The sequence below is a fragment of the Lelliottia sp. RWM.1 genome (assembly GCF_016859735.1).
Lineage (GTDB): Bacteria > Pseudomonadota > Gammaproteobacteria > Enterobacterales > Enterobacteriaceae > Enterobacter.
The window spans coordinates 1-23,403 of the sequence record NZ_WLVC01000049.1; the positions used below are offsets into that span (position 1 = coordinate 1).

The window sequence follows — 23,403 nt, forward strand, 5'->3', positions numbered from 1 at the left end:
ATCGGCCCAGATCCGCGAAATTTTAATCAGCGAGTCAGCTTGGGAAGAAATGACCTGCTTATTCGCACCTTCCTTAGAGGTAATGAGGTTTCATGATCTTAGTATTAGTACTGGGGAATTATCTAAAATTTCTGGGCTTTCTTTTAATCAATTCGAAGGGGTATATGTTTTTTGGAAAACGTTGAATGTATCAACAGTGGTTTTCAATGTTGATGGACAGTATGACTGTGATCAAGTTAAAGTTAATGAAGCTATTCAAGACGTGAAAAATGGAATATTTGATTATTTATATTATTGGGATCATAGAATATTAGAAAATATTAATTCACAAAGATTAATGGCTGATAATTTGAATGCGGGGGAATTTATTAGAGAGAGCTAAATTGTGCCATCGCTTCATATCAAAATTTTTGGCGATCACAGGAGTGCCGTTAATGACCTAATGTGATGATAATAAGTGATTTTATTTTAATTGTTCTGGGTTTATATACACATTCCTATACATGCTACCTTTAGCCGCAATATCAGCAGCATCCTTGAATGTCAGGCTATGCCAGCAGGGGGACCAGGGCGTTCGTTGAGATTACTTTTCACTGACTGTCCCCAGAATCAGGCGATGTGATGTGGAACATTGCCATGGGCAGTCTAAAGCCATATCCTTGTAACTTGGTATAACTATTATCCGGTGCTTAAATGTCTGTTTCTAAAGAGGAAGTCGGTTTGCGTTCTTTGCTGAAAGAGCTGGTTTCATTGCCGAAAGAGACTGAGTGGGCAGAATTTAAGCATAATGCGATAAAACCAGAAGAACTCGGAGAGTATATCTCGGCACTGGCAAATTCGGCTGCTTTGCTTGGAAAGCCAACAGCTTATATGGTGTGGGGTGTTGATGATGAGACTCATTCTATAATCGGTACGGATTTCAAACCCTCTCTCGCTAAGCATAAACAGCAGGAGCTGGAAAGCTGGCTGTTACAGGGCCTGGAACCAAAGATTGATTTTACATTCCATGAATTTTCGTCACCTGAGAATGATGCGGTTGTCATTCTGGAGATAAATGCTAATTGCCATACCCCTGTGCGTTTTTCGGGAACAGAATTTATTCGTATTGGCTCTTATAAAAAACCGCTGGGTAAACACCCAGAAAAAGAGCGTGCCCTCTGGCGTGTCTTTGATCGGAAACCCTGGGAGTACCGCGTAGCACGGGACAAGTGCTCTATTGATGAGGTGTTGCAGTTAATCGACTACCCATCGTTCTTCTCACTCTTATCTCAACCGTTACCAGACAACAAAGATTCTATAATGGATTACCTTGCAAAGGATTTTGTTGTTGAGAGAAATGATGCGGGGTCCTGGGATATTACCAATCTTGGTGCAATACTTTTTGCACGAGAATTAGATGCCTTTAAAAATTTGTCCCGCAAAGCCATTCGTTTAATCCAGTACGATGCAAATAATCGTTTTAAAACGGTAAAGGAATTACAAGGCCATAAAGGTTATGCCGTCGGTTTTGAAGGCTTGATTGATTATATTAATAACCTTTTGCCATCAAATGAGGTGATTGGGAAGGCTTTTCGCAGCGAAGTAAGAATGTATCCGGAGCTGTCTATACGAGAAGTGGTTGCCAACTCGCTGATTCACCAGGATTTCAACATTGGCGGGACGGGGCCAATGCTTGAGTTATTCGCCGACCGCATGGAAATTTCAAATCCTGGTATACCCTTAGTGGCGATTGATCGCCTTCTTGATTCCCCCCCGCGTAGCCGTAATGAAAGAATAGCCTCTCTTATGCGTAGGATGGGGATCTGTGAAGAGCGGGGAAGCGGTATCGATAAGGTTGTTATTGAAACTGAGATTTATCAGCTACCAGCCCCTCAGTTTGAAGTTTACCAGGAGCATACGAAAGTCACTTTGTTTGCTCATCGCGATTTTAAGGATATGGATAATGAGGAGAAAGTCAGAGCGACTTACCTTCATTGTGTATTGAAGTACCTTGAAAAGGTTCCGATGAACAACACCACGCTGCGGGAAAGATTTGGTGTTGATGAAAAAAACAGCGCAATGATTAGCCGTATCATCAAGGAAGCAATGAAAGAAGGTCGTATCAAACAATACGATTCATCAGTAGGAACCAAGGCAATGCGCTACATCCCATTCTGGGCGTAGTTGGGGATTTGCTTGATGGTTGCTTGATTCTGACTCTTGGTTGTAAGCGTGATTTATATTTTCATTATTGAAAACAAAAAGATAGAACATTTCCCGTTCTGCAATTTGCTTGATGGTTGCTTGATCCGAAGGTCTTTTCATCCTTCTCCAGCGGTTGGTTTCCTGTTTTGGTGGTATCCAGGCATCAACAAATCGCTCCGAGTATCTGAACCAGCGCCGGGAGATGCTTCAGCCTTGGGGCGATTTTGTTAATGCTCAGAGTGAAGAGGGACGTAAAGTGAACATTGGGAAGCTTTGTAAACTGTATGAGACTAATGGATAAAACTAACCCAGACCATTGGAAAATGTTCTGGGTTGGCAGTGTTTTTATTTTTTTAATTTTTTTGATGTTATATCAAAATTTTTTAATAACGGTTGGTAAATAGAATCGTAAAATTGTTTATATGATTCATTAATATACTCAAGTAATTTTTTACTATCTGCAAGTTCTACAACTTTGGGGATCCACTTACAATCATCAGTGATCATTTTCTCTTTATCCCATCCCACAATTTTATAAGGGGCTATAGTTGAGAAAATAATCATTTTAGTTCTTGATATCAAAGGCAAGAAAAATACTGTCATGCTATTCAGATTTGGATAAAGTGGTTGAGCTTTTATCTGTACAACGTGAAATGGCACTTCTGTGGTAGATTCGAAAGATGTTGGAACTCGTTTATATTTGGTTACGGTTTTATAAGCATCATCGTTGAACATATCCAAACCCAAAACACCGGGTTTACGAACGCGTTCCTCATATGATTCATTTGTAATGATAGCTCTCACAAAAAAATCATCATTATTATTACTAATCCATTCGGATAAAGATCTTATTTTTGGAATTATTTGATAATCGTTATGAATAATAATCTCTCTTTCAAAAAGAGATTTTAATTCCCCATCAAATGTAAAAATAGAATCAATTAACTCAGGAATGGAATTATAAATTCGCATAGCATCATCTTTATCAAAAAATCTCTTTGCATCATTCTCCACCAATTGTTTTAATGTTTGACTTTTATTATCATCTTTGGCCCTAACATCATTCTGACAAAGAATTTCTTTTAGAAATGTTTTTTCATCCTGCAATGCACTAACAAATATATCCGTAAAATTTGCTTGGCTCACGAATATCGGCGATTGTTTCTCATTTCCCTGAAACTCATCCGATGCATAATCAATAATATCTTTGTATCTAACTAACTCAGTTTTACTTCTAAAAACAGCTTCACCTATAGCCTTAGTAAAAAAACTCAATTTAGAGTCTGCGTATGAATACTGTACACTTTCTGATGAATACATAAAATAACACTTATCAAAACTCTGTTTAGATGTATTTATGTATTTATCGAAAGCTGTTGGGTCTTTTATATATGGGATTCCAGAATTACAAGCATCTACTATTTTTACTGTTAATTTGGGAGATACTGACCTAATAAGAACATCTAACTCCGAATTTTCTAGAGATGTTGATTTAACTCTTTTAGAATCAAAGTCACTCATTATATAGTGGAACTCTTCACCGTCAAAATAGCCGTGACCACTAAAATAAAAAAGAAGTTGTTCAACTTCTTTTTCAAAGTTATTCTGCAAAAATGATGTTAACCTGGCTTTAACTGCTTGAGTATTTGTCTCGCTGTCGATCATTAATATCGAATCATAATTATTACCAATTGATATCAATGAATTCATCAACAAAACATCATTTTTACTTGCAACTAAATTTTGCTGAGAGTCATATTCGCTAACACCAATCAAAATAGCAATTTTCATCATATCCTCTTAGAAATGTGGTGTAAGTCTCAGATAATATGCCTTTACGATACAACACCTGTAGCGCCATGTCATAATTTCACTACTCTTACTTATTGATTTCAATTGTAATTAAATCCTTCAAATCCCAAATACAGTTTCCTGCATCTTTTTCTTTTCTCCTGATCTAGCCTGTTCACAACACATAGCAGCGATGCTGCGCCCGAAAGCTTCCCGTTCCAGGATGAGCGGTGATCTGAAAGAAGCGCTGATGGCGATCAATCCCGCAGGTCAATACGGAAGTAGCGTGGTCTGAAACTGACTGTCTGTCTTTGATATAGGCGACCACATCCTTTGATCGTTGAGCTGTTGCAGGCACAGTCTACTTTACAAGTTGAGTACGATTATTTTATAGATTATATGGATAGTATCTGGCAGAACATTAAGTTTTTGTGTTGGCTGGCTGCTCAGCAGCCAGGATGATATAAAAGGAGAATATTTATGATAATTACAGGCCCACGAGTGTGCTCTGGATCTGCGATAACTTTGCCTTTGTGCGTCTGTAATCGTCCAGCAACTTCTGTTCGTTCTCGTTATACGCCACCAGAACGATGCACCCTTTCATGACCTTAACCGTCACCTGATGCCCGGTATCAAACCCCGCCGCGCGCAGCCATTTGCCGGAAAGGATGATTTTCGGCGTGGATTTGTCGAAAACATTCGGGCGGTATCCCACAATTAACGAACGCTCGGTTCCGGATTGGTCGGTGTCTGGGGTAGAATGCGAATCAGCCATAATCAACTCCTTGATAGTTGGTGAGGTTAGACGCTCCGGTTGTGTTCCCGCACATTGGGGCGTTGCTAGTACAGGAGGTTTAGGTGGCCTCCTATGTGTGTCAGAGTAGATGGATAGGTGGCCTCATGTCAATCATATCGCGCGAAAAAAAACCAAAAGGTGGCGGGCAGTCTCCGCAGTTTAAGATGCGCATTGATCCGGCATTGAAGGAACAGTTGGACGCCGTGGCGGCAGAGGAAGGGGTGAGTCTCGCCAGCTGGTTGAAGGAGTTGGCGAGGGAAGCTTTACGTTCAAAAGGAGTTACACCAAAAGGATAAGTGTTTTGAATCAGTTTTCAAAAAGAAGCTTCGTGGCATCTACAGGAACTATCGGGATATCAAAGAGGTTACTTAGTTCTATTTCTAGGTTAACCCAGTTAGATTTGAAGCAACCTTCGGTAAATAATAGTAAAATTACATCGCTTTTTATTAAGTTAACGATAACGTCTTCTTGATTTACTTTTCTACTTGAAGATTCAACTGCATGTATGAATACATTGTGTTTTTCCGATAGGAATTTATTTAAAAGATATAGGTTTTCTGTTTTTATTATCCCATCATTACGGGTATAACTGACAAATATATTCATCGAAGCAATCCTGTTAAATATAGAATATGTGCGAGAATAGATATTGTAATTAGGATTAAATAAATCCACATTGAATGATTTATACCAGCTCTAAACACTCTGGAATATATTTCTCCTTCAACTCTTTTGGGGTCAATCACGGAGTCTTTTATATCAGATGATGCTTTTATAGCTTTCTCTGTCCTTGATGTTTCTCCAGTATAGATTGAACTCATTATGTTATTGTTTCTATTGGAAAGCTCTTCTAGCTTACTTTGCATTCTTCCCCTTAGTTTGACCTGATAATAGTACGCAATAGAATCTAAAAACCAAAAGCTAATTATCATACAGTATGATGATTTGAAAATGACTGAGTCCAGATTATCGTCGGTGAATTTTATTATGAAGGTGAGAACAATGAATAATGTTGTGATGCAAAATTTTTTATTTCAAAACAAAAATGACTAATTTGTGAAACAGCACCATGCAATTGATCGATGATCTTAAAATCAATTTCATCAATTAGACTTTTTTGATAGGGTGGCGGTGTATCATCTTTAACTGACATAGTTTTTATGGAGTAGTGAAATTTGCACGCATAGTAGCATTTTTGGCGGAAGATCACAGGAGTCGAACCTGCCCGGGAACGCTGGCGTCCCCAACTGGATTTGAAGTCCAGCCACCTCACCGGAGATGACGATCTTCCGCGCCTGCATTGCTACATGGAGGCGGGGCGCATTATAGCTACTTTCAGGCATTTACCACATACCCAGACACACTTTTTTCACTACTCTTTTGACCTGTATTAAGCCATTTGAGTTAATTCCTAACAAAATCCTCACGTTAGCTTTTCCCCGTTCTGAGTTTTAACGCGATCACAAAAAGCAAGAAACGTAAGTTACTAACCAGAAAACAGAATACCCGCCCCGTCGCCAATGGTTTACAACATGTGAAACCGGTCTCAGCGCCCCCTACAGCGTGAAGGATAAAAAAATGAAGAGCGAAGTACTGTCTGTAAAAGAGAAGATTGGCTATGGCATGGGTGACGCCGCCAGCCACATCATTTTTGATAACGTCATGCTGTACATGATGTTTTTCTACACCGATATTTTCGGCATTCCTGCCGGGTTTGTCGGAACCATGTTCCTGCTGGCACGCGCGCTGGATGCCATCTCCGACCCATGCATGGGGCTGCTTGCTGACCGCACCCGCAGCCGTTGGGGTAAGTTCCGCCCGTGGATTTTGTTCGGTGCTATCCCGTTCGGCATCGTCTGCGTGCTGGCGTACACCACGCCGGACCTTAGCCTGAACGGAAAAATGATTTATGCCGCTATCACCTACACTCTGCTGACCCTGCTCTATACCGTGGTCAACATTCCTTATTGTGCACTTGGCGGCGTCATCACCAACGACCCAACGCAGCGTATCTCCCTGCAGTCCTGGCGCTTTGTGCTGGCCACGGCGGGCGGCATGCTCTCCACGGTATTGATGATGCCGCTGGTAAACCTGATTGGTGGTGAAGACAAAGCCTTTGGCTTCCAGGGCGGGATTGCCGTGCTGTCGGTGGTCGCGTTCCTGATGCTGGCATTCTGCTTCTTCACCACCAAAGAACGCATCCAGGTTCCGCCAAGCACCACCTCCATGCGTGAAGACCTGCGCGACATCTGGCAAAACGACCAGTGGCGTATTGTCGGCGTGCTGACCATCCTTAATATCCTCGCCGTCTGCGTGCGCGGCGGCGCGATGATGTACTACTGCACCTGGATCATGGGCTCGCCGGAAGTATTCGTTGCTTTCCTCACCACCTACTGCGTCGGCAACCTGCTCGGCTCTGCGCTGGCAAAACCGCTTACTGACTGGAAATGCAAAGTCAGCGTCTTCTGGTGGACCAACGCCGCGCTGGCGGTGCTGAGTATCGCTATGTTCTTCGTGCCGATGCATGCCAGCATCGTGATGTTCGGCTTTATCTTCGTAATTGGCGTGCTGCACCAACTGGTAACGCCAATCCAGTGGGTGATGATGTCCGACACCGTTGATTACGGCGAATGGACCAACGGCAAACGTCTCACCGGTATCAGCTTTGCAGGCACACTTTTCGTGCTGAAACTGGGCCTGGCACTGGGAGGCGCAATGATTGGCTGGATGCTGGCCGGCGGCGGTTACGACGCGGCAGCGAAAACCCAGAACAGCGCTACCATCAGCATCATCATTGGCCTCTTCACCCTGGTTCCGGCGGTCTGCTACGTGCTGAGTGCCATTATCGCCAAACGCTATTACACGCTGAAAACACCATTCCTGTTGAAAATCATGGGTGAGTTGGCGCAGGGTGCGCGCCGTAATCAGCAGGCATTCGACAACCTGCCAGTCAGCAAAGAATTACAGAACTAAGAGGACGAAAGTATGAAAATCAGTGACGGAAACTGGCTCATTCAACCGGGCCTGAACGTGACGTATCCGGTTCAGGTATTCGATGTGGATCAGCAGGGTAACGATCTGGTGGTCTATGTTGCGCCACGTGACGTGCGCGAACGGACCTGGCAGCTCGACACATTGATGTTCACGGTTCGCCTGTTTGCCCCACAGGAAGGGATTGTCGGGGTGCGCATTGAGCACTTCCAGGGGGCGCTTGATAACGGCCCACACTATCCGCTGAATGTTCTGCAGGATGTGAAGGTTGAGATTGAAAACAACGCGGAATTCGCGGAGCTGAAAAGCGGCACGATCAGCGTGCGCGTCACGAAAGGTGAATTCTGGGCGCTGGATTTCCTGCGCAACGGGCAGCGTATTACCGGTAGTCAGTTGAAAAACAACGGCTACGTGCAGGACAGCAATACAGACCGCAATCATATCTTCGAGCGTCTGGATCTGGGTGTGGGTGAAACGGTCTACGGTCTGGGCGAACGCTTTACCGCGCTGGTGCGTAACGGCCAGACGGTGGAAACCTGGAATCGCGACGGCGGAACCAGCACCGAGCAGTCATACAAAAATATCCCGTTCTACCTCACTAACCGGGGTTACGGTGTGCTGGTGAACCACCCGGAGAACGTGTCGTTCGAAGTGGGATCTGAGAAGGTCTCCAAAGTGCAGTTCAGCGTGGAAGGCGAGCATCTTGAGTATTTTGTGATCGACGGCCCGACGCCGAAAGAGGTGCTGAACCGCTATACGCAGTTCACCGGGCGTCCGGCATTGCCACCGGCATGGTCATTCGGCCTGTGGCTCACCACATCGTTCACCACCAACTATGACGAAGCCACGGTAAACCGTTTTATCAACGGTATGGCCGAGCGTGACCTGCCGCTACACGTGTTCCACTTCGATTGCTTCTGGATGAAGGCCTTCCAGTGGTGCGACTTCGAGTGGGATCCGGTGACCTTCCCGGACCCGGAAGGGATGATTCGCCGTCTGAAAGAGAAAGGGCTGAAAGTCTGCGTGTGGATCAATCCGTATATCGGCCAGAAATCACCAGTGTTCAACGAGCTGAAAAAGAAAGGTTATCTGCTCAAACGCCCAGACGGTTCCCTGTGGCAGTGGGATAAATGGCAGCCGGGGCTGGCGATTTACGACTTCACCAACCCGGATGCCTGCAAATGGTACGCCGACAAGCTGAAAGGTCTGGTGGATATTGGCGTGGATTGCTTCAAAACCGATTTCGGCGAACGTATCCCGACGGATGTTGTATGGCATGACGGATCTGATCCGCAGAAGATGCATAACCACTATGCCTATATCTACAACGAGCTGGTGTGGAACGTGCTGAAAGAGACCGTGGGTGAAGAAGAGGCCGTGTTGTTTGCCCGTTCTGCGTCCGTCGGTGCGCAAAAATTCCCGGTGCACTGGGGCGGTGACTGCTACGCCAATTACGAATCCATGGCGGAAAGTCTGCGCGGGGGGTTGTCGATTGGTCTGTCCGGTTTCGGTTTCTGGAGCCATGATATCGGCGGCTTTGAAAACACCGCTCCGGCGCATGTCTACAAACGCTGGTGCGCGTTCGGATTGTTCTCTAGCCACAGCCGTTTACACGGCAGCAAATCTTACCGTGTGCCGTGGGCGTACGATGATGAATCCTGCGATGTCGTGCGCCATTTCACACAGCTTAAGTGCCAGATGATGCCGTACTTATATCGCCAGGCGGCGCTGGCACGAGAGGAAGGTACACCAATGCTGCGGGCAATGATGCTGGAGTTCCCGGACGATCCGGCCTGTGATTATCTCGACCGCCAGTACATGCTGGGGGATTCCATGATGGTTGCCCCGGTGTTCTCTGAAGCGGGTGATGTGCAATTTTATCTGCCGGAAGGACGCTGGACGCATCTGTGGCACAACGATGAAATCCTGGGCAGCCGCTGGCACAAACAGCAGCACGGTTTCCAGAGCCTGCCTGTATATGTGCGTGATAACACCCTGCTGGCACTGGGTAACAACAACCAGAAGCCAGACTACGCGTGGAACGAAGGCACTGCTTTCCAGCTGTTTAACCTGGACGACGGCGCTACGGCAGTCAGTGAAGTACCTGCGGCGGACGGTACTGTGGCGTTTACGCTGAAGGCATCGCGTCAGGATGGGACTGTGACCATCCAGGGCGCAGGAGAGGCGCGGAGCTGGTCAGTCTGCTTGCGCAACGTGCAGAACGTGGGCGGCGTGAAAGGCGGCTCACATGCCGGTAGCGAGTGGGGCGTGGTGGTGAAAGCGGATGGCAATGAGGTTGTGATTCATCTCTGAGTTCTCTCTCCCTCTCCCGAAAGGGGAGAGGGAGGGTTTGCTCTAGGGAGAGGGCTGGGGCGAAGGGGGAGCTGACGACGTAACAGCAGGAACTGTCGATACCACGCCCCCCGCCATCGTCTGCTGGACTTGCTGTTTATCCATATTCACCGCATTTAGCTTCCCGTTTACCGTCGGCTTCAGCGGCGCATTTGCCTGAACGCTGCCACTGGCGGTCACCTGAATATTGCCGTCACCAGTAATAGGCAGTGCTGGCCAGCCCCACTGTTGCATCACGTTCAGCGGCACGCCGCGCCCGTTCAGGCTTACGGTGGTCTGGCGTTGTGCAAGCTGTGAAACGGTTGCGGTGGCTTCAAGGATCCCTTTCTCGGTAAAGGCGCTCAGTTCGGTAATATTGACCGTCGAGGCGTTGGCGTTGAGCGCCAGCGAAGGACGACGCACATCCACGCGATTAAACGTTGCCGCCGCACCGTTCAGCGTGGCGTTGCCTCCCCACATACCCCATTGACGATCTTTAGCCAGTTGCAGATTCGCGCCGTAGCCATCAAGGGAGGTGATTTGCCACGGGAAAGCCGGATCGATATCGATCACCAGGTTACGGCTCAGACCGAATTTTTTCAGCGTCACACCGTTTAGCCACTCCGGCAACGGATCCATCCACAGCGTTTTCCAGTTTTGCGGCAGAGTGTATTCCAGCCCGGCGATGGCAACATCGTCCAGAACCAGCGTTTTTCCATCGCGGAGCCAGTTACCGGACGTACGTACCATGCCGCCTTCCCAGCGGGAGGTAAACTGGCGCAGCGCAATGCCCTGTGGGGCAAATTCAGCGTTCAGGATCGGGTCGAAAAGATGCAGCGAGCCATAGATAAACTCGCTGGCATTCATCGATAAACGTCCGTCCTGACTCTGCCAGTCGCCTTTGCTTAGGGTCAGATTACGCAAGCTTAAATCGAGATCGGTCACCGCCCAGTCCGGCCCTTGCAGACGTGCATCGGTCACGTCGAGACGGCCAATTTGCAGGGAAGGGAGTGTGGTGATGGGGGCGAAGAAATCCATCAGTGTTTTATCGCTTTGCAGACGGATCTCATTCAGCCGCAGAGTATCGATTACCCAGCTACCGTCAGCATTGCGCAGTGCGGAGCCAGTGAGGGAGCCGCGCGCCATATCTGCCCCGATGGTGTTCAGCACCACTTCCTTGCCGTTGAGTTGCCCCTGAATCAGTACATTACTGGCCGGAACGCCATTGAGCGTGAGCGAGCCCGCGCTGATCTGAATCTGTGCATTTTTGCCCAGTACGTTACCCGCTTCCGGCTGCCATGGGCTAACGCCACCTGTGACTTTTTGCGCACTCAGGTCCCATTCCGTGTTTGGGCTGTTAAACGCCATGTTATTCAGGTGCAACCGGTCGGCCTGGAAAGGCAGAGGTGCAGTCTGCGGGGAAAGGTTCAGCGTACCGTCATACAGCGAGATGGTATCTACATGCAGCGGATCGGTGATCTGGCGGCTGCTTAAGCCGATGTCGACTTTTTTGGCAACAAGCGTGGCGGGTTTCCCGTCGCGACCAAAAGTGATGTTTTCCAGGATGATGTGGGAAGGCGATGAAAAGCGGTGATCCATCTGGTCGAAATTGAGTTCGTAATCGGTATTGACCGTAACCCAACTGCTGACCTGCGCCGCGCCCCAGCGCGTCTGAACCAGAATATACAGTGCCAGGATCACGATAAGTATCGCAATCAAAATCCAGATGAGCAGCTTTCCAATAAATTTCATGGTCTTCCATCCCGTCAAACGCACATAAAGGAGTTATGCACGATTTATGCGCAATCCTCAAGGCGGGAATGGTGTAATTAGATGTCACGGCGGGCATTGACTGCCCGCCGTGATGACGATCAATTTTTTTCAGGCGGGAAAACGAGGTTGAGCACAATCGCAGTGATACCGCCAGCCGCGATGCCGGAGGAGAGCAGGTTTTTCACCCAGTCAGGTGCAAACTGCAGAATCAACGGTTGCTGAGAAACGCCCAGACCTACGGCCAGAGACAGCGCGATAATCATGATTGCGCGACGGTTCAGCGGCTCACGGGAGACAATGCGTACACCAGAGGCCGCGATTGTCCCGAACATGACCAGCGTCGCGCCGCCCAGTACCGGCTCAGGGATGTGCTGCACAAAGCCACTGACCGCCGGGAACAGACCGAGGACGATCAGCATCAATGCCACCACAAAACCGACATAACGGCTGGCGACACCCGTCAACTGGATCACGCCGTTGTTCTGGCCGAAGCAGGAGTTCGGGAAGGTGTTGAACACCGCGGAAACAAATGAGTTCAGACCATTCGCCAGTACGCCGCCTTTCAGGCGCTTCATGTACAACGGGCCAGAAACAGGCTGCTCAGAGACATCTGACGTTGCTGTGATATCGCCGATAGTTTCCAGCGAGGTGATCATAAAGACCAGCATCAGCGGCAACAGCAGGTTCCAGTCGATGCCTAAGCCGTAATACAACGGAGTAGGGACCATAATCAGCGGGCTGTTGGTTGGGGTGGTATTCTCCGGCAGCATACCCAGCGCCCAGGCCATCAGATAACCAGCAGCCATCGCAATCACCAGGGATGCTACACGCAGATACGGGTTACGCTGGCGATTCAGCAGAATAATGATGCCCAGCACCACACCAGCCAGCAGCAGGTTTTTCGGTGCGCCAAAGGTATGGTCACTCATGGCTGCATAGCCACCGCCGATGGACGTCAGGCCAACCTGAATCAACGACAGACCGATGATCATCACCACCACACCGGAGACCAGCGGAGTAATCACGCGACGCGCCAGATGCAGTACGCGGGAAATGACCATCTCGGTACAACTTGCCAGCATCAGTGTACCGAACAGGGCCGCCATCATGGTCGGGACATCCGCGCCGCCCGTTTTCAGTGCCGTCCCGCCCATAATCAGCGGAGCCACAAAGTTAAAACTGGTTCCCTGAATCGACAGCAATCCTGACCCGACCGGACCCCAGGCTTTAATTTGAATAACCGAGGCCACGCCGGAGGCAAACAGGGACATGCTGATGATGTGCTGAGTATCTTGTGCCGGTAAACCGAGCGCCTGACAGATCAACAGAGCAGGAGTAATGACCGCAACAAACATGGCCAGCAAATGCTGACAGGCGGCGAACAACGTTTGCGCCAGAGGCGGGCGATCTTCCAGGCGGTAGATCAATTCACTATTCTGCTTCTGCGCAATCGGTTGCGCATCAGGAGACTCTATGGTGTTAACGGACATCGGCGGCAATCCCACGGTGGAAAAGCGGGCATTTTATCTGACCAGTTGGTAAAAGCAAACGATTGCCAGCGAAAAAAGAACAGAATTCCTTTTCCCTGACGTGACTTTTTCTATAACGATGCGGAGAAAATAATTACACTTTTGCCGTCGATTGCTCATGAAGAGCACAAATCGGCCCAGGATAACGCCGCGTGTGTATGGAATACGCGCAATTAAAGGAGCCCCTATGATTCATCTCGATACGTTGTCGACGCTTGTTGCCGCAACGCTGGTGCTGCTGCTCGGGCGCAAGCTTCTGCACAGTATTGCCTTTCTCAAAAAGTACACCATTCCTGAACCTGTTGCCGGTGGTTTGCTGGTGGCGCTGGCCTTGCTGGTCCTGAAAAAAAGCATGGGCTGGGAAATCGATTTTGACATGTCCCTGAAAGACCCGCTGATGCTGGCTTTCTTTGCCACTATCGGTCTGAACGCCAATCTGGCGAGTTTGCGCGCGGGGGGAAAAGTCCTCGGCGTATTTCTGATCGTCGTGGTCGGGCTGCTGGTGATGCAAAATGCCATCGGCATTGGCATGGCTTCCTTGCTGGGTCTGGATCCGCTGATGGGGTTGTTGGCCGGTTCAATCACCCTTTCCGGTGGACATGGTACAGGTGCGGCGTGGAGCAAGCTGTTTACTGAACGCTATGGATTTGAGAATGCCACAGAAGTGGCGATGGCTTGTGCAACCTTTGGCCTTGTACTGGGCGGCCTGATTGGCGGCCCGGTGGCGCGGTATCTGGTGAAGCATTCCAGTACACCGGATGGCAGACCGGACGACGAACTGGTTCCCACGGCATTTGAAAAGCCGGATGTCGGGCGCAGCATTACCTCTCTGGTACTGATTGAAACCATTGCAATGATTGCTATCTGCCTGACTGCTGGAAAGGTCGTTGCACAATGGCTGGCGGGAACACCTTTTGAGTTGCCGACGTTTGTGTGTGTCCTTTTTGTCGGCGTGGTACTGAGTAACGGCCTGGCCTTGATCGGGTTCTACCGCGTTTTCGAACGCGCAGTGTCCGTGCTTGGTAACGTCTGCCTGTCACTGTTCCTGGCGATGGCGCTGATGAGCCTTAAGTTGTGGGAGCTGGCATCTCTGGCATTGCCGATGGTCACCATTCTGGCGGTACAGACCCTCTTTATGGCGCTGTATGCCATGTTTGTGACCTGGCGAATGATGGGGAAAAACTACGATGCAGCCGTTCTGGCCGCGGGCCACTGTGGGTTTGGTCTGGGCGCCACGCCAACGGCTATCGCCAATATGCAGGCCATCACCGAGCGTTTTGGCCCGTCACACACCGCGTTTCTGGTTGTGCCGATGGTCGGGGCATTCTTCATTGACATCGTGAATGCGCTGGTGATTAAACTCTATCTGATGCTACCGATTTTTGGCTAAGCGTCAGGCGTTGGAATAACGTTCAGTTTCCGGCATCCAGCGCTCAATTAACGCTGCCGCCTGCTCGGGGTAGCGTTCATGAATATGGCGGGCAAGACGCTGAACTTCGGGGATCATGGCCTGATCGCGCAGTAAATCAGCCACTTTAAATTCGGCATTCCCCGTTTGACGCGTGCCCAGCAATTCGCCAGGCCCCCGGATTTCCAGGTCTTTTTGCGCAATCACGAAGCCATCGTTGCTGTCGCGCAGGACTTGCAAACGCATTTGCGCCGTTTTAGAGAGCGGAGCTTTGTAGAGCAGCACACAGTGAGAGGCAACCGCGCCACGACCCACGCGCCCACGCAACTGGTGGAGTTGCGCAAGTCCCAGACGTTCCGGGTTTTCGATAATCATCAGGCTGGCGTTAGGGACATCAACACCCACTTCGATAACCGTGGTGGCAATCAGCAGATGCAGTTCTCCCTGCTTGAAGGAGTGCATTACCGCCTGCTTTTCGGCGGGTTTCATACGGCCATGCACCAGGCCCACCTTAAGCTCCGGCAGCGCCAGTTTCAGCTCTTCCCATGTGGCTTCGGCGGCCTGCGCTTCGAGCAGTTCCGACTCCTCAATCAGTGTGCAGACCCAGTAAGCCTGGCGGTTTTCCGTCGTGGCAGCATTACGTACACGGTTGATGATATCGCTGCGACGGGTATCCGGAATCGCTACGGTGGTGACTGGCGTTCGGCCTGGCGGGAGTTCGTCGATGGTGGAGGTGTCCAGATCGGCATAAGCGGTCATTGCCAGGGTGCGCGGGATAGGGGTGGCGGTCATGATTAACTGATGTGGGTGGAACCCTTGCTGAAGCCCTTTTTCCCACAGGGCCAGACGCTGGTGAACGCCGAAGCGGTGTTGTTCATCGATGATCACCAGGGCCAGACCGTTAAACTGTACCTGTTCCTGGAATATCGCGTGAGTACCCACAATCATCTGAACCTGACCGCTGGCAATGGCATCCTGTTGCGCAAGGCGCGCCTTGCCTTTTTGCTTACCGGCCAGCCAGCCTACTTCAACCCCGAGCGGGGCAAACCAGTTGCGGAAATTATTCGCATGCTGCTCGGCCAGCAGCTCAGTAGGCGCCATCAGTGCGACCTGTTTGCCGTGGGCAATGGCACGAAGCGCCGCCAGTGCGGCAACCAGTGTTTTTCCTGAACCAACATCACCTTGTACCAGGCGCATCATTGGTACATCGAGCGCCATATCGCGTTCAACTTCGGCAACCACACGAGCCTGAGCACCGGTTGGTTTAAAGGGCAATGACGCCAGCAGCTTATCTTTTAAATCATCACGCTGGCTTAGCGGCTGGGCATGGAAACGCTGTGCGCCAGCACGAAGCGCCAGCATACTCAGGTTATGGGCCAGTAATTCTTCAAGGATAAGCCGCCGTTGTGCCGGATGTTGCCCACTCTCTAAATCACTGAGTTGCAATGATGGTGGTGGACGGTGCAACGTGCGCATCGCTTCCGGCAGGCTCATCATCCCTTGTGCCAGTTCGGGCGGCAGCAGTTCAGTAATGGCGCACGTATCGAGCAGTTCCAGAGCCTGATCGGTGAGCTTACGCAGGGTGGCCTGTTTAATGCCTTCGGTAGTTGGGTAGACCGGGGTCAGCGTTTCCTGCAATTCCGGTGTACTAAGATCGCCCTGCACACGGTATTCCGGGTGGATCATCTCTGCGCCGTACTTGCCACGTTTTGCTTCGCCATAGGCCAGCACACGTCGCCCGGTTGCGAGACCATTTTTCATCGCCGCGCTGAAGTTGAAGAAACGCATAGTGAGAATGCCGGAGCCGTCGCTGATCTGGCAGGTCATCATTCGGCGTCCACCGAAGGTGATATTACAGTTCAGCACTTCGCCTTCGACGGTGGCATACACGCCAGGCAGCAGATCGCCAATCTTATAAAGATGGGTACGGTCTTCGTAACGCAGGGGGAGGTGGAGCAGGAGATCCTGCACGGTGTGCAGGCCAATTTTAGCCAGTTTGCTACTTTGCGCTGCACCCACGCCCGTCAGCGTATTGAGCGGTACGGCATCCAGCAGGCGGCCTTTCATGATTTATCCTGCGTATTGCATGGTGGACCACCACTCGGCATCGGCTTCAATTTCGCCCTGCGCGTTAACATGGGGGTAAGGCAATTTTTTCTGTTTCGCCACGCGGGCCAGTACCGGATAGCCGCCTTCAAACAGCAGGCGCTGTTGTTCTTCTTCCGGCAGCATGCTGTTGCTGCGTTCGTACATTCCGGCATTCTGACGCTGGCGCTGTGCTTCGTACAGAATAAGTGCGGAGGCAACGGAGACATTCAGCGACTGCACCATGCCGATCATCGGGATGATGATGTCCTGATCCGCCAGATCCAGCGCCTCCTGCGTGATCCCGGTTTTCTCCTGACCCATCAAAATACAGGTCGGGCGGGTGTAGTCGATCTCACGAAAATCAACGGCTTTGTCAGACAGGTTCGTCGCAAGCACCTGCATACCGCGTCCTTTCAGATGCGATACGGCCTCAGCGATGGTCTGGTGAGTTTTAACGGACACCCAGCTGTTGCTGCCTGCGGCCGTTGACGCCATGGTGCGCATACGGCTGCCAGGCCAGACGGCGTGCACTTCATGCACACCAACGGCATCTGCAGTACGAACAATCGCAGAGACGTTATGAGGTTTATGGACCTGCTCCATGCAGACCGTCAGATCAGGCTGACGTCTGGCGAGCATCTCACAAATGCGCTTATAACGCGTTGAATTCATAAAACTAGTTTCGGTTACGGGTGACTTTAATGACGTCAGGCATTACGCGGATTTTGCGCATAATGTTTGCCAGATGCACACGATCACGAGCGGTCAGGCGAATAAAGGCGCTGTACACACGGCCGTCTTTTTCTTCCGTATTCAGGCTCTGAATGTTGGAAGAGGCAGTGTTGATCGCGGCGGTCAGGTTCGCCAGTGCACCCTGGTGGTTGAACATATCCACCTTGATCTCGGTGATAAATTCTTGTGCCGTTTCCTTATCCCACTCGACTGCCATGAACTTCTCTGGCTCTTTCTGGTAGCCACGGATGTTACGACAGGATTCATGGTGGATAACCAGGCCTTTGCCCGGACTGACGTGCGCAATGATCGGATCGCCGGGGATCGGACGGCAGCATTTTGCGAAGGTGATAAGTACACCATCTGCGCCTTTGATTGGCAGATGACCGTGACCTTGTGTCGCTGAGGTAGACGGTGCTGCGGAGGCATCGCCCTGTTGCAAGTTTTTCGCCACGACCACGCTCATGGCGTTACCGAGGCCGATTTCTGCCAGCAGGTCATCAAGCGACGCAAGCTTCATGCGTTCCAGCTCGCGCTGAATATTCTCTTTCGAGATTTCAGCCAGCTTACGACTGCCGCCCAACGCGTGGTTGAGCAGACGACGGCCCAGGCTGACAGAATCGTCACGCTTCAGGTTTTTCAGCAACTGGCGGATTTTGGCGCGTGCTTTGGAGCTGACGACAAAATTCAGCCATGCCGCGTTCGGACGTGCGCCCGGAGCGGTGATAATTTCGACCGTCTGGCCGCTGGAAAGCGGCTGAGACAGCGGGTAAGGCTGTCTGTCGACACGTGCACCAACGCAGGCATGGCCGATATCGGTATGCACAGCGTAAGCGAAGTCGACCGGCGTTGCACCAGCAGGCAATTCGACAATGCGCCCTTCTGGTGTGAAAACGTAAATCTCATCCGGGAAGAGATCGGATTTAACGCTCTCGATAAATTCAAACGAGCTACCCGCACTTTGTTGCAGTTCCAGCAGGCTTTGCATCCAGCGCTGGGCGCGGATTTGTGCGGTTGTGCTGCTCTCGCCACCGTGCTCTTTATAAGCCCAGTGTGCCGCGACACCCATTTCGGCCATCTGGTCCATGTCTTCGGTACGAATTTGTACCTCAACAGGAACACCATGTGGCCCGATCATCGAGGTGTGCAACGATTGATATCCGTTTGCTTTTGGAATGGCAATGTAGTCTTTCACACGCCCTGGACGCGGTTTATACAGGCTGTGCATCTGACCCAGCACGCGATAGCAAGTATCGGCATCGTGGACGATCACGCGGAACGCGTAGATATCCATGATCGAGTGAAAACGCTGCTCTTTGAGCACCATTTTGCAGTAGATGGAGTACAGATGTTTTTCGCGACCGCTGACGCGGCACGGAATTCCCGCTTCCTGCAAACGCCCCTCAATTTCAGAGAGGATCTTTTGAATCATCTCTTTACGGTTACCACGTGCGGCTTTCACCACCTCTTTAATCACGCGATAGCGGTTCGGGTACAACGCTTCAAAACCTAGCTCTTCCAGCTCGGTTTTAATGTGGTGAATACCTAAACGGTGCGCCAGTGGGCTATAGATTTCAAGGGTTTCACGGGCAATGCGGCGACGTTTGTCCGGGCGAAGTGAGCCCAGTGTGCGCATGTTGTGGGTACGGTCAGCGAGTTTGATGAGAATGACGCGGATATCCTGCACCATTGCCATAATCATCTTGCGGAAGTTTTCGGCTTGCGCTTCTTTCTTGTCGCGGAATTTCAGCTTATCAAGCTTAGAGACCCCTTCCACCAGTTCGGCAACGCTTTTGCCAAACAGTTGTTCCATATCCTGGTAGGTGGCGGGGGTATCTTCGATCACGTCGTGCAGCAGCGCGGCCATCAGCGTTTCGTAGTCGAGTTTCATCTCGGCCAGAATACAGGCCACCGCTACCGGGTGCGTGATATAGGGTTCACCGCTTGAACGTGTCTGGCCCTCGTGAGCGTCACGTGCAACGAGATACGCCTGCTGAAGACGTTTAATCTGGTCTTCAGGCAGGTAGTGTTGAATCAGCTGATTCAGGCTTTCAAACAGATACAAGGGCGACCCGCAGGTTTAATTAACGACGACCTTCAGCAATGGCGGTTACGGCCTGCAGTTCTGCGGCTTCCTGCTCTTGCTGCTCCTGGCGCTCACGCACGTCGAGGATCTGGTTGTTGATCAGACCTTCTTCGATTTCGCGAAGTGCAATAACGGTGGTTTTATCGTTTTCTTCCGGTACAAGCGGATCTTTTCCGCCTACCTGCATCTGACGAGCGCGACGCGCGGCGACCAGTACCAGGTCAAAACGGTTACCAATTTTCTCTACAGCGTCCTGAACAGTTACGCGTGCCATACTTAAAATGCTCCACAGGTGAAGAAATGACTGGGCATGATACTGAAAGTGGGTTCAGTCTGCCAACAGTTTGGTGATTAATGCGTCATGTCGCTGCTTCTGGCGGCTCATACGCAGACGTTCTGCGCGAAGGATGGTTTTAAGATCGCTTAGCGCGGCATCAAAATCATCATTCACAATAAGGTAATCATATTCGGCGTAATGGCTCATTTCTGCAACTGCCTGCGCCATACGTTTTGCTATCACGTCTTCGCTATCCTGGCCACGACCACGCAGGCGGCGATCCAGTTCGTCTTTTGACGGCGGTAAAATAAAGATACTGCGCGCCTGCGGCATTTTCTTACGAATTTGCTGCGCGCCCTGCCAGTCGATATCCAGAAACACATTTACGCCTGTTGCCAGAACCTGCTCAATGGTCTCGCGTGACGTACCGTAGTAGTTACCGAAGACCTCTGCGTGTTCAAGAAACGCATCTCTGCCAATCATCGCTCTGAATTCGTCGTGATCCACAAAGAAATAGTGTTCACCGTGTACTTCACCCGGACGCGGTTGACGCGTGGTGTGAGAAACAGAAACCTGTGTGTCGTACAACGGTTGGGTTTTTAACAGTGCCTGAATAAGGCTGGATTTACCCGCGCCACTAGGGGCAGAAACAATATAAAGCGTGCCTTGAGCCATGAGAGTCTTTTGTATGTGTTAACGAAGAAGTCCTACATACGGGCCTATTATACACGTCGGCGCAGTGTGACGTAGCCTTTGTCACACTTTTTCCCCCAGATTATTGAATTTTGCGTACCGTTTTCCGGTTTTACGTACGGTTTTCAGCAACAAAAATAAAGGCTGGATAGCGCCTCGCAGGTTGAACCATTGGTATTAGCGCTTCGGACTACCGCGAGCTATACATCTCGAAACGTAAAGGAGGGGTAGCGATGTGGCGATGGATAAGCGGACTGATGGTGCTGTGGTGCGGTTATGGAATGGCAGTATGCCCGGTCTGGTCGCATGCGAGGGCAGATCAAGAGATTGCAACGCTGAGTGCGCAGCTAAAACACTGGGATGATGCCTACTGGAAGCTCGGGGCGAGCGAGGTCAGTGATGATGTTTACGATCAGTTGAGTGCGCGCTTAAAGCAATGGCAGCGCTGCTTTGAACGAGCACCTTCGGAGAAGACACTTCCTGCTCTTGAGGGCAGTGTCAAACATCCTGTAGCCCATACGGGGGTGCACAAAATTGCCAAAAAAGAAGAACTTTGGCAATGGATGCATGCCCATCGCGATCTTTGGGTACAGCCGAAAGTGGATGGTGTTGCCGTCACTTTGGTGTATCGCAACGGGAAATTAAGCCAGGCGATCAGCCGTGGCAACGGAAACAAAGGTGAGGACTGGACCGAGTCTGTTCGTTCGATACCATCGGTTCCCCATTCATTGCAGGGTGTGCTGGCAAATAGCGTTTTACAGGGGGAACTCTTTCTTCAGCGTGATAACCATGTGCAGCAGCAGATGGGGGGAATGAATGCGCGAGCGATAGTGGCGGGGGCGATGTTACGGCGAACGGACAAATCACTCCTGAACCATATTGGGGTGTTTATCTGGGCGTGGCCGGATGGCCCGGAAACGCTACAGCAGCGTCTTACGATGCTCACGAAGGCGGGCTTCACCCTGGAGGCCCGTTATACGTTGCCCGTCCATTCCGTGGATGATGTCGAGCGACAGCGCGCGAAATGGCTGATATCCCCTTTGCCCTTTGCTACGGATGGCGTTGTGGTTCGTTCTGCGTATGAACCTCCGGGGAAAAACTGGTTACCCGGCGAGGGAAACTGGGTGGTTGCGTGGAAATATACCCCTGTTTCGCAGGTTGCTGAGGTGAAGAGTATTCAATTCGCTGTCGGGCGTACGGGGAAGATTTCGGTGGTGGCCGCGCTTGAACCTGTTCAACTTGATGATAAACGCGTGCAGCGAGTCAACCTGGGGTCAGTTAACCGCTGGCAACAGCGTGATATTGCACCAGGCGATCATATCCTGGTGAGTCTGGCCGGGCAGGGGATCCCCAGGGTTGATAAGGTCGTCTGGCGAGGGAGTAATCGGAAGAAGCCTCAGCCTCCCGCTTCACAATTTCACTCGCTTACCTGTATCTATGCTTCGCCGGACTGCAGGGAGCAGTTTATAGCACGCTTGACCTGGCTGGGTTCGAAGCAGGGATTGGATATCGAGGGTATTGGCGAGGCTGGCTGGAGAGTACTTCACCAGACCCATCACTTTGAGCATATTTTTTCGTGGATGCGTTTAACGCAGACGCAGTTGCAGACAACACCGGGATTCTCTGTGGCGCGCGCGACCCTGTTATGGCATCGGTTTAATCTGGCGCGCGCGAAACCTTTTATTCGCTGGATCACCGCGATGGGGATTCCTTTACCGCAGGCTTCACTGAAAGCGGCTGGAGATCTGTCGTGGAAAGTGCTGAATCAGCGCAACGCCACAGACTGGCAAACGTTACCTGGCACAGGCGAAGAGAAGGCGCGGCAAATCGTTAACTGGGTTCACCAGCCCGCGATGGATGGGCTGGCGAAATGGCTTGCAGAACAGCACATTGACGGGTTTTAAACTCAGTGTGCGCCGTGTTTGTAGTAAAAAACAGGCAGGCCGAGTTTAAGGCGCAGGGCCAGCATACGTGCAGTGAAGCCAAACAACAGCGTGGAGATAACCACCACATCGTGGTTGGAAACATAGTGTTGCAAGGCGATGTAGAGTACGGCTGCGGCAAAGGAGATACCTGCGTACAGCTCTTTCTGGAAAACCAGCGGAATGCGTTTGCAGAACATGTCACGCAACACGCCGCCAAACACCCCTGTGACTACTGCCGCGATAGTGGCAATAACCGGGCCCTCACCCATATCCAGCGCGATTTGTGCGCCAATGATCGAGAAGACGATAAGGCCAAGTGCATCAAGCACCAGAAACAGGCGGCGCAGATGCGGCATAACCGGAGCCACAATTGTCGTCAGTACGGCGGCTGTGGCAACGATAATGACGTATTCCGGGTTTTTAACCCAACCAAGCGGGTAATGGCCAAGCAGGATATCGCGTACTGAACCGCCGCCCAGAGCGGTTGCGGTGGCGATAATAATCACGCCGAAGGTGTCCATACGACGACGCCCGGCTGCGAGCGCGCCCGTCATGGCTTCTGCCGTGATGCCAATGAGATACAGAATGTGAAGCAGCATATACCCTCCGGAATGAAGGTCTGGAGGTTAGCGATTTGTGCGTATGATCACGATTGAGATTTTCTAAGGTGAAGTGTTTAGGATAACTATTACTAATGTTATTTTTTTGAATTTCATTAAATTAACAGTATGTAATTTAATGAAATTAATCTTATTCTGGGTGCTCTTTTTATAGGGTTTTTATTTTCACTTAAAAATAC

Annotated in this window: 18 protein-coding genes, 1 tRNA gene and 1 pseudogene; 8 read left to right on the top strand and 12 right to left on the bottom strand. The window is 50.5% G+C overall.

Translation table 11 applies throughout. From position 1 onward, the window contains the following. The 3 genes and pseudogenes from GF617_RS22940 to GF617_RS27260 form a co-directional block, all read left to right on the top strand. A partial coding sequence (locus GF617_RS22940) for a hypothetical protein (protein ID WP_203452524.1) occupies positions 1-382 on the top strand: 382 nt, incomplete at its 5' end. A gap of 311 nt (positions 383-693) precedes the next feature. After that, the gene (locus GF617_RS22945) at positions 694-2,163 is read left to right on the top strand and encodes an ATP-binding protein (RefSeq protein ID WP_064178607.1); all 1,470 of its coding nucleotides are present in this window, start codon (positions 694-696) and stop codon (positions 2,161-2,163) included. A 190-nt stretch (positions 2,164-2,353) separates the two neighbouring features. Continuing rightward, a pseudogene (locus GF617_RS27260) lies at positions 2,354-2,485 on the top strand (tyrosine-type recombinase/integrase); the annotation flags it as partial. Positions 2,486-2,529: 44 nt separating this feature from the next. On the opposite strand, the gene GF617_RS22950 reads toward GF617_RS27260, so the two are convergent. Next, the gene (locus GF617_RS22950) at positions 2,530-3,978 is read right to left on the bottom strand and encodes a caspase family protein (protein ID WP_203452508.1); all 1,449 of its coding nucleotides are present in this window, start codon (positions 3,976-3,978) and stop codon (positions 2,530-2,532) included. A gap of 484 nt (positions 3,979-4,462) precedes the next feature. Further along, positions 4,463-4,750 (bottom strand): SymE family type I addiction module toxin, encoded by a 288-nt coding sequence (locus tag GF617_RS22955; RefSeq protein WP_203452509.1) that lies wholly within the window; start codon positions 4,748-4,750, stop codon positions 4,463-4,465. A gap of 125 nt (positions 4,751-4,875) precedes the next feature. Between GF617_RS22955 and GF617_RS22960 the strand changes: the two genes are divergently transcribed. After that, positions 4,876-5,067: a toxin-antitoxin system HicB family antitoxin gene (locus GF617_RS22960; protein WP_203452510.1), complete on the top strand. Its 192-nt coding sequence runs from the start codon at positions 4,876-4,878 to the stop codon at positions 5,065-5,067. A gap of 10 nt (positions 5,068-5,077) precedes the next feature. Here GF617_RS22960 and GF617_RS22965 read toward each other — a convergent pair whose 3' ends face one another. Beyond that, entirely contained in the window at positions 5,078-5,377 is a 300-nt protein-coding gene (locus tag GF617_RS22965) for a hypothetical protein (protein ID WP_203452511.1), read from the bottom strand. A gap of 590 nt (positions 5,378-5,967) precedes the next feature. After that, positions 5,968-6,062: transfer RNA gene (locus GF617_RS22970), tRNA-Sec, on the bottom strand. A gap of 287 nt (positions 6,063-6,349) precedes the next feature. Between GF617_RS22970 and GF617_RS22975 the strand changes: the two genes are divergently transcribed. Both GF617_RS22975 and yicI read left to right on the top strand, forming a co-directional pair. Next, positions 6,350-7,744: a glycoside-pentoside-hexuronide family transporter gene (locus tag GF617_RS22975; protein WP_203452512.1), complete on the top strand. Its 1,395-nt coding sequence runs from the start codon at positions 6,350-6,352 to the stop codon at positions 7,742-7,744. A 12-nt stretch (positions 7,745-7,756) separates the two neighbouring features. Beyond that, on the top strand, positions 7,757-10,075 hold the full coding sequence (yicI, locus tag GF617_RS22980) for an alpha-xylosidase (RefSeq protein WP_203452513.1): 2,319 nt from the start codon (positions 7,757-7,759) through the stop codon (positions 10,073-10,075). A 42-nt stretch (positions 10,076-10,117) separates the two neighbouring features. On the opposite strand, the gene GF617_RS22985 is transcribed toward yicI, so the two are convergent. Further along, the gene (locus tag GF617_RS22985) at positions 10,118-11,845 is read right to left on the bottom strand and encodes an AsmA family protein (RefSeq protein ID WP_203452514.1); all 1,728 of its coding nucleotides are present in this window, start codon (positions 11,843-11,845) and stop codon (positions 10,118-10,120) included. A gap of 119 nt (positions 11,846-11,964) precedes the next feature. Then, the gene (locus GF617_RS22990; RefSeq protein WP_203452515.1) at positions 11,965-13,356 is read right to left on the bottom strand and encodes an NCS2 family protein; all 1,392 of its coding nucleotides are present in this window, start codon (positions 13,354-13,356) and stop codon (positions 11,965-11,967) included. A 226-nt stretch (positions 13,357-13,582) separates the two neighbouring features. Between GF617_RS22990 and gltS the strand changes: the two genes are divergently transcribed. After that, positions 13,583-14,785 (top strand): sodium/glutamate symporter, encoded by a 1,203-nt coding sequence (gene gltS / locus GF617_RS22995; RefSeq protein ID WP_203452516.1) that lies wholly within the window; start codon positions 13,583-13,585, stop codon positions 14,783-14,785. Positions 14,786-14,788: 3 nt separating this feature from the next. Here the strand turns inward: gltS and recG are convergent, their stop codons facing one another. The 5 genes from recG to gmk are packed head-to-tail and all read right to left on the bottom strand — an operon-like array spanning position 14,789 to position 20,661. Beyond that, on the bottom strand, positions 14,789-16,870 hold the full coding sequence (recG, locus tag GF617_RS23000; RefSeq protein ID WP_181621689.1) for an ATP-dependent DNA helicase RecG: 2,082 nt from the start codon (positions 16,868-16,870) through the stop codon (positions 14,789-14,791). A gap of 3 nt (positions 16,871-16,873) precedes the next feature. After that, the gene (gene trmH / locus GF617_RS23005; protein ID WP_181621690.1) at positions 16,874-17,563 is read right to left on the bottom strand and encodes a tRNA (guanosine(18)-2'-O)-methyltransferase TrmH; all 690 of its coding nucleotides are present in this window, start codon (positions 17,561-17,563) and stop codon (positions 16,874-16,876) included. A 4-nt stretch (positions 17,564-17,567) separates the two neighbouring features. Continuing rightward, positions 17,568-19,688, bottom strand: coding sequence for a bifunctional GTP diphosphokinase/guanosine-3',5'-bis pyrophosphate 3'-pyrophosphohydrolase (gene spoT, locus GF617_RS23010; protein WP_181621691.1), 2,121 nt, complete (start codon positions 19,686-19,688; stop codon positions 17,568-17,570). Between the two features lie 19 nt (positions 19,689-19,707). Then, positions 19,708-19,983, bottom strand: coding sequence for a DNA-directed RNA polymerase subunit omega (gene rpoZ, locus GF617_RS23015; protein WP_000135058.1), 276 nt, complete (start codon positions 19,981-19,983; stop codon positions 19,708-19,710). 54 nt (positions 19,984-20,037) lie between these two features. After that, entirely contained in the window at positions 20,038-20,661 is a 624-nt protein-coding gene (gene gmk, locus GF617_RS23020; RefSeq protein WP_181621692.1) for a guanylate kinase, read from the bottom strand. A gap of 251 nt (positions 20,662-20,912) precedes the next feature. Here gmk and ligB point away from each other — a divergent pair, with 251 nt between their 5' ends. Next, positions 20,913-22,583, top strand: a complete 1,671-nt coding sequence (gene ligB, locus GF617_RS23025; protein WP_181621693.1) for an NAD-dependent DNA ligase LigB — start codon at positions 20,913-20,915, stop codon at positions 22,581-22,583. A gap of 2 nt (positions 22,584-22,585) precedes the next feature. On the opposite strand, the gene GF617_RS23030 is transcribed toward ligB, so the two are convergent. Further along, the gene (locus GF617_RS23030) at positions 22,586-23,203 is read right to left on the bottom strand and encodes a trimeric intracellular cation channel family protein (RefSeq protein WP_181621694.1); all 618 of its coding nucleotides are present in this window, start codon (positions 23,201-23,203) and stop codon (positions 22,586-22,588) included. Between the last annotated feature and the right edge of the window lie 200 nt (positions 23,204-23,403).

Excerpts from the sequence above, each read along its gene's own strand:
- GF617_RS22945 (WP_064178607.1), top strand. The coding sequence starts at position 694 with ATGTCTGTTTCTAAAGAGGAAGTCGGTTTGCGTTCTTTGCTGAAAGAG.
- GF617_RS22950 (WP_203452508.1), bottom strand. The coding sequence starts at position 3,978 with ATGATGAAAATTGCTATTTTGATTGGTGTTAGCGAATATGACTCTCAG.
- GF617_RS22955 (WP_203452509.1), bottom strand. The coding sequence starts at position 4,750 with ATGGCTGATTCGCATTCTACCCCAGACACCGACCAATCCGGAACCGAG.
- GF617_RS22960 (WP_203452510.1), top strand. The coding sequence starts at position 4,876 with ATGTCAATCATATCGCGCGAAAAAAAACCAAAAGGTGGCGGGCAGTCT.
- GF617_RS22965 (WP_203452511.1), bottom strand. The coding sequence starts at position 5,377 with ATGAATATATTTGTCAGTTATACCCGTAATGATGGGATAATAAAAACA.
- GF617_RS22975 (WP_203452512.1), top strand. The coding sequence starts at position 6,350 with ATGAAGAGCGAAGTACTGTCTGTAAAAGAGAAGATTGGCTATGGCATG.
- yicI (WP_203452513.1), top strand. The coding sequence starts at position 7,757 with ATGAAAATCAGTGACGGAAACTGGCTCATTCAACCGGGCCTGAACGTG.
- GF617_RS22985 (WP_203452514.1), bottom strand. The coding sequence starts at position 11,845 with ATGAAATTTATTGGAAAGCTGCTCATCTGGATTTTGATTGCGATACTT.
- GF617_RS22990 (WP_203452515.1), bottom strand. The coding sequence starts at position 13,356 with ATGTCCGTTAACACCATAGAGTCTCCTGATGCGCAACCGATTGCGCAG.
- gltS (WP_203452516.1), top strand. The coding sequence starts at position 13,583 with ATGATTCATCTCGATACGTTGTCGACGCTTGTTGCCGCAACGCTGGTG.
- recG (WP_181621689.1), bottom strand. The coding sequence starts at position 16,870 with ATGAAAGGCCGCCTGCTGGATGCCGTACCGCTCAATACGCTGACGGGC.
- trmH (WP_181621690.1), bottom strand. The coding sequence starts at position 17,563 with ATGAATTCAACGCGTTATAAGCGCATTTGTGAGATGCTCGCCAGACGT.
- rpoZ (WP_000135058.1), bottom strand. The coding sequence starts at position 19,983 with ATGGCACGCGTAACTGTTCAGGACGCTGTAGAGAAAATTGGTAACCGT.
- gmk (WP_181621692.1), bottom strand. The coding sequence starts at position 20,661 with ATGGCTCAAGGCACGCTTTATATTGTTTCTGCCCCTAGTGGCGCGGGT.
- ligB (WP_181621693.1), top strand. The coding sequence starts at position 20,913 with ATGTGGCGATGGATAAGCGGACTGATGGTGCTGTGGTGCGGTTATGGA.
- GF617_RS23030 (WP_181621694.1), bottom strand. The coding sequence starts at position 23,203 with ATGCTGCTTCACATTCTGTATCTCATTGGCATCACGGCAGAAGCCATG.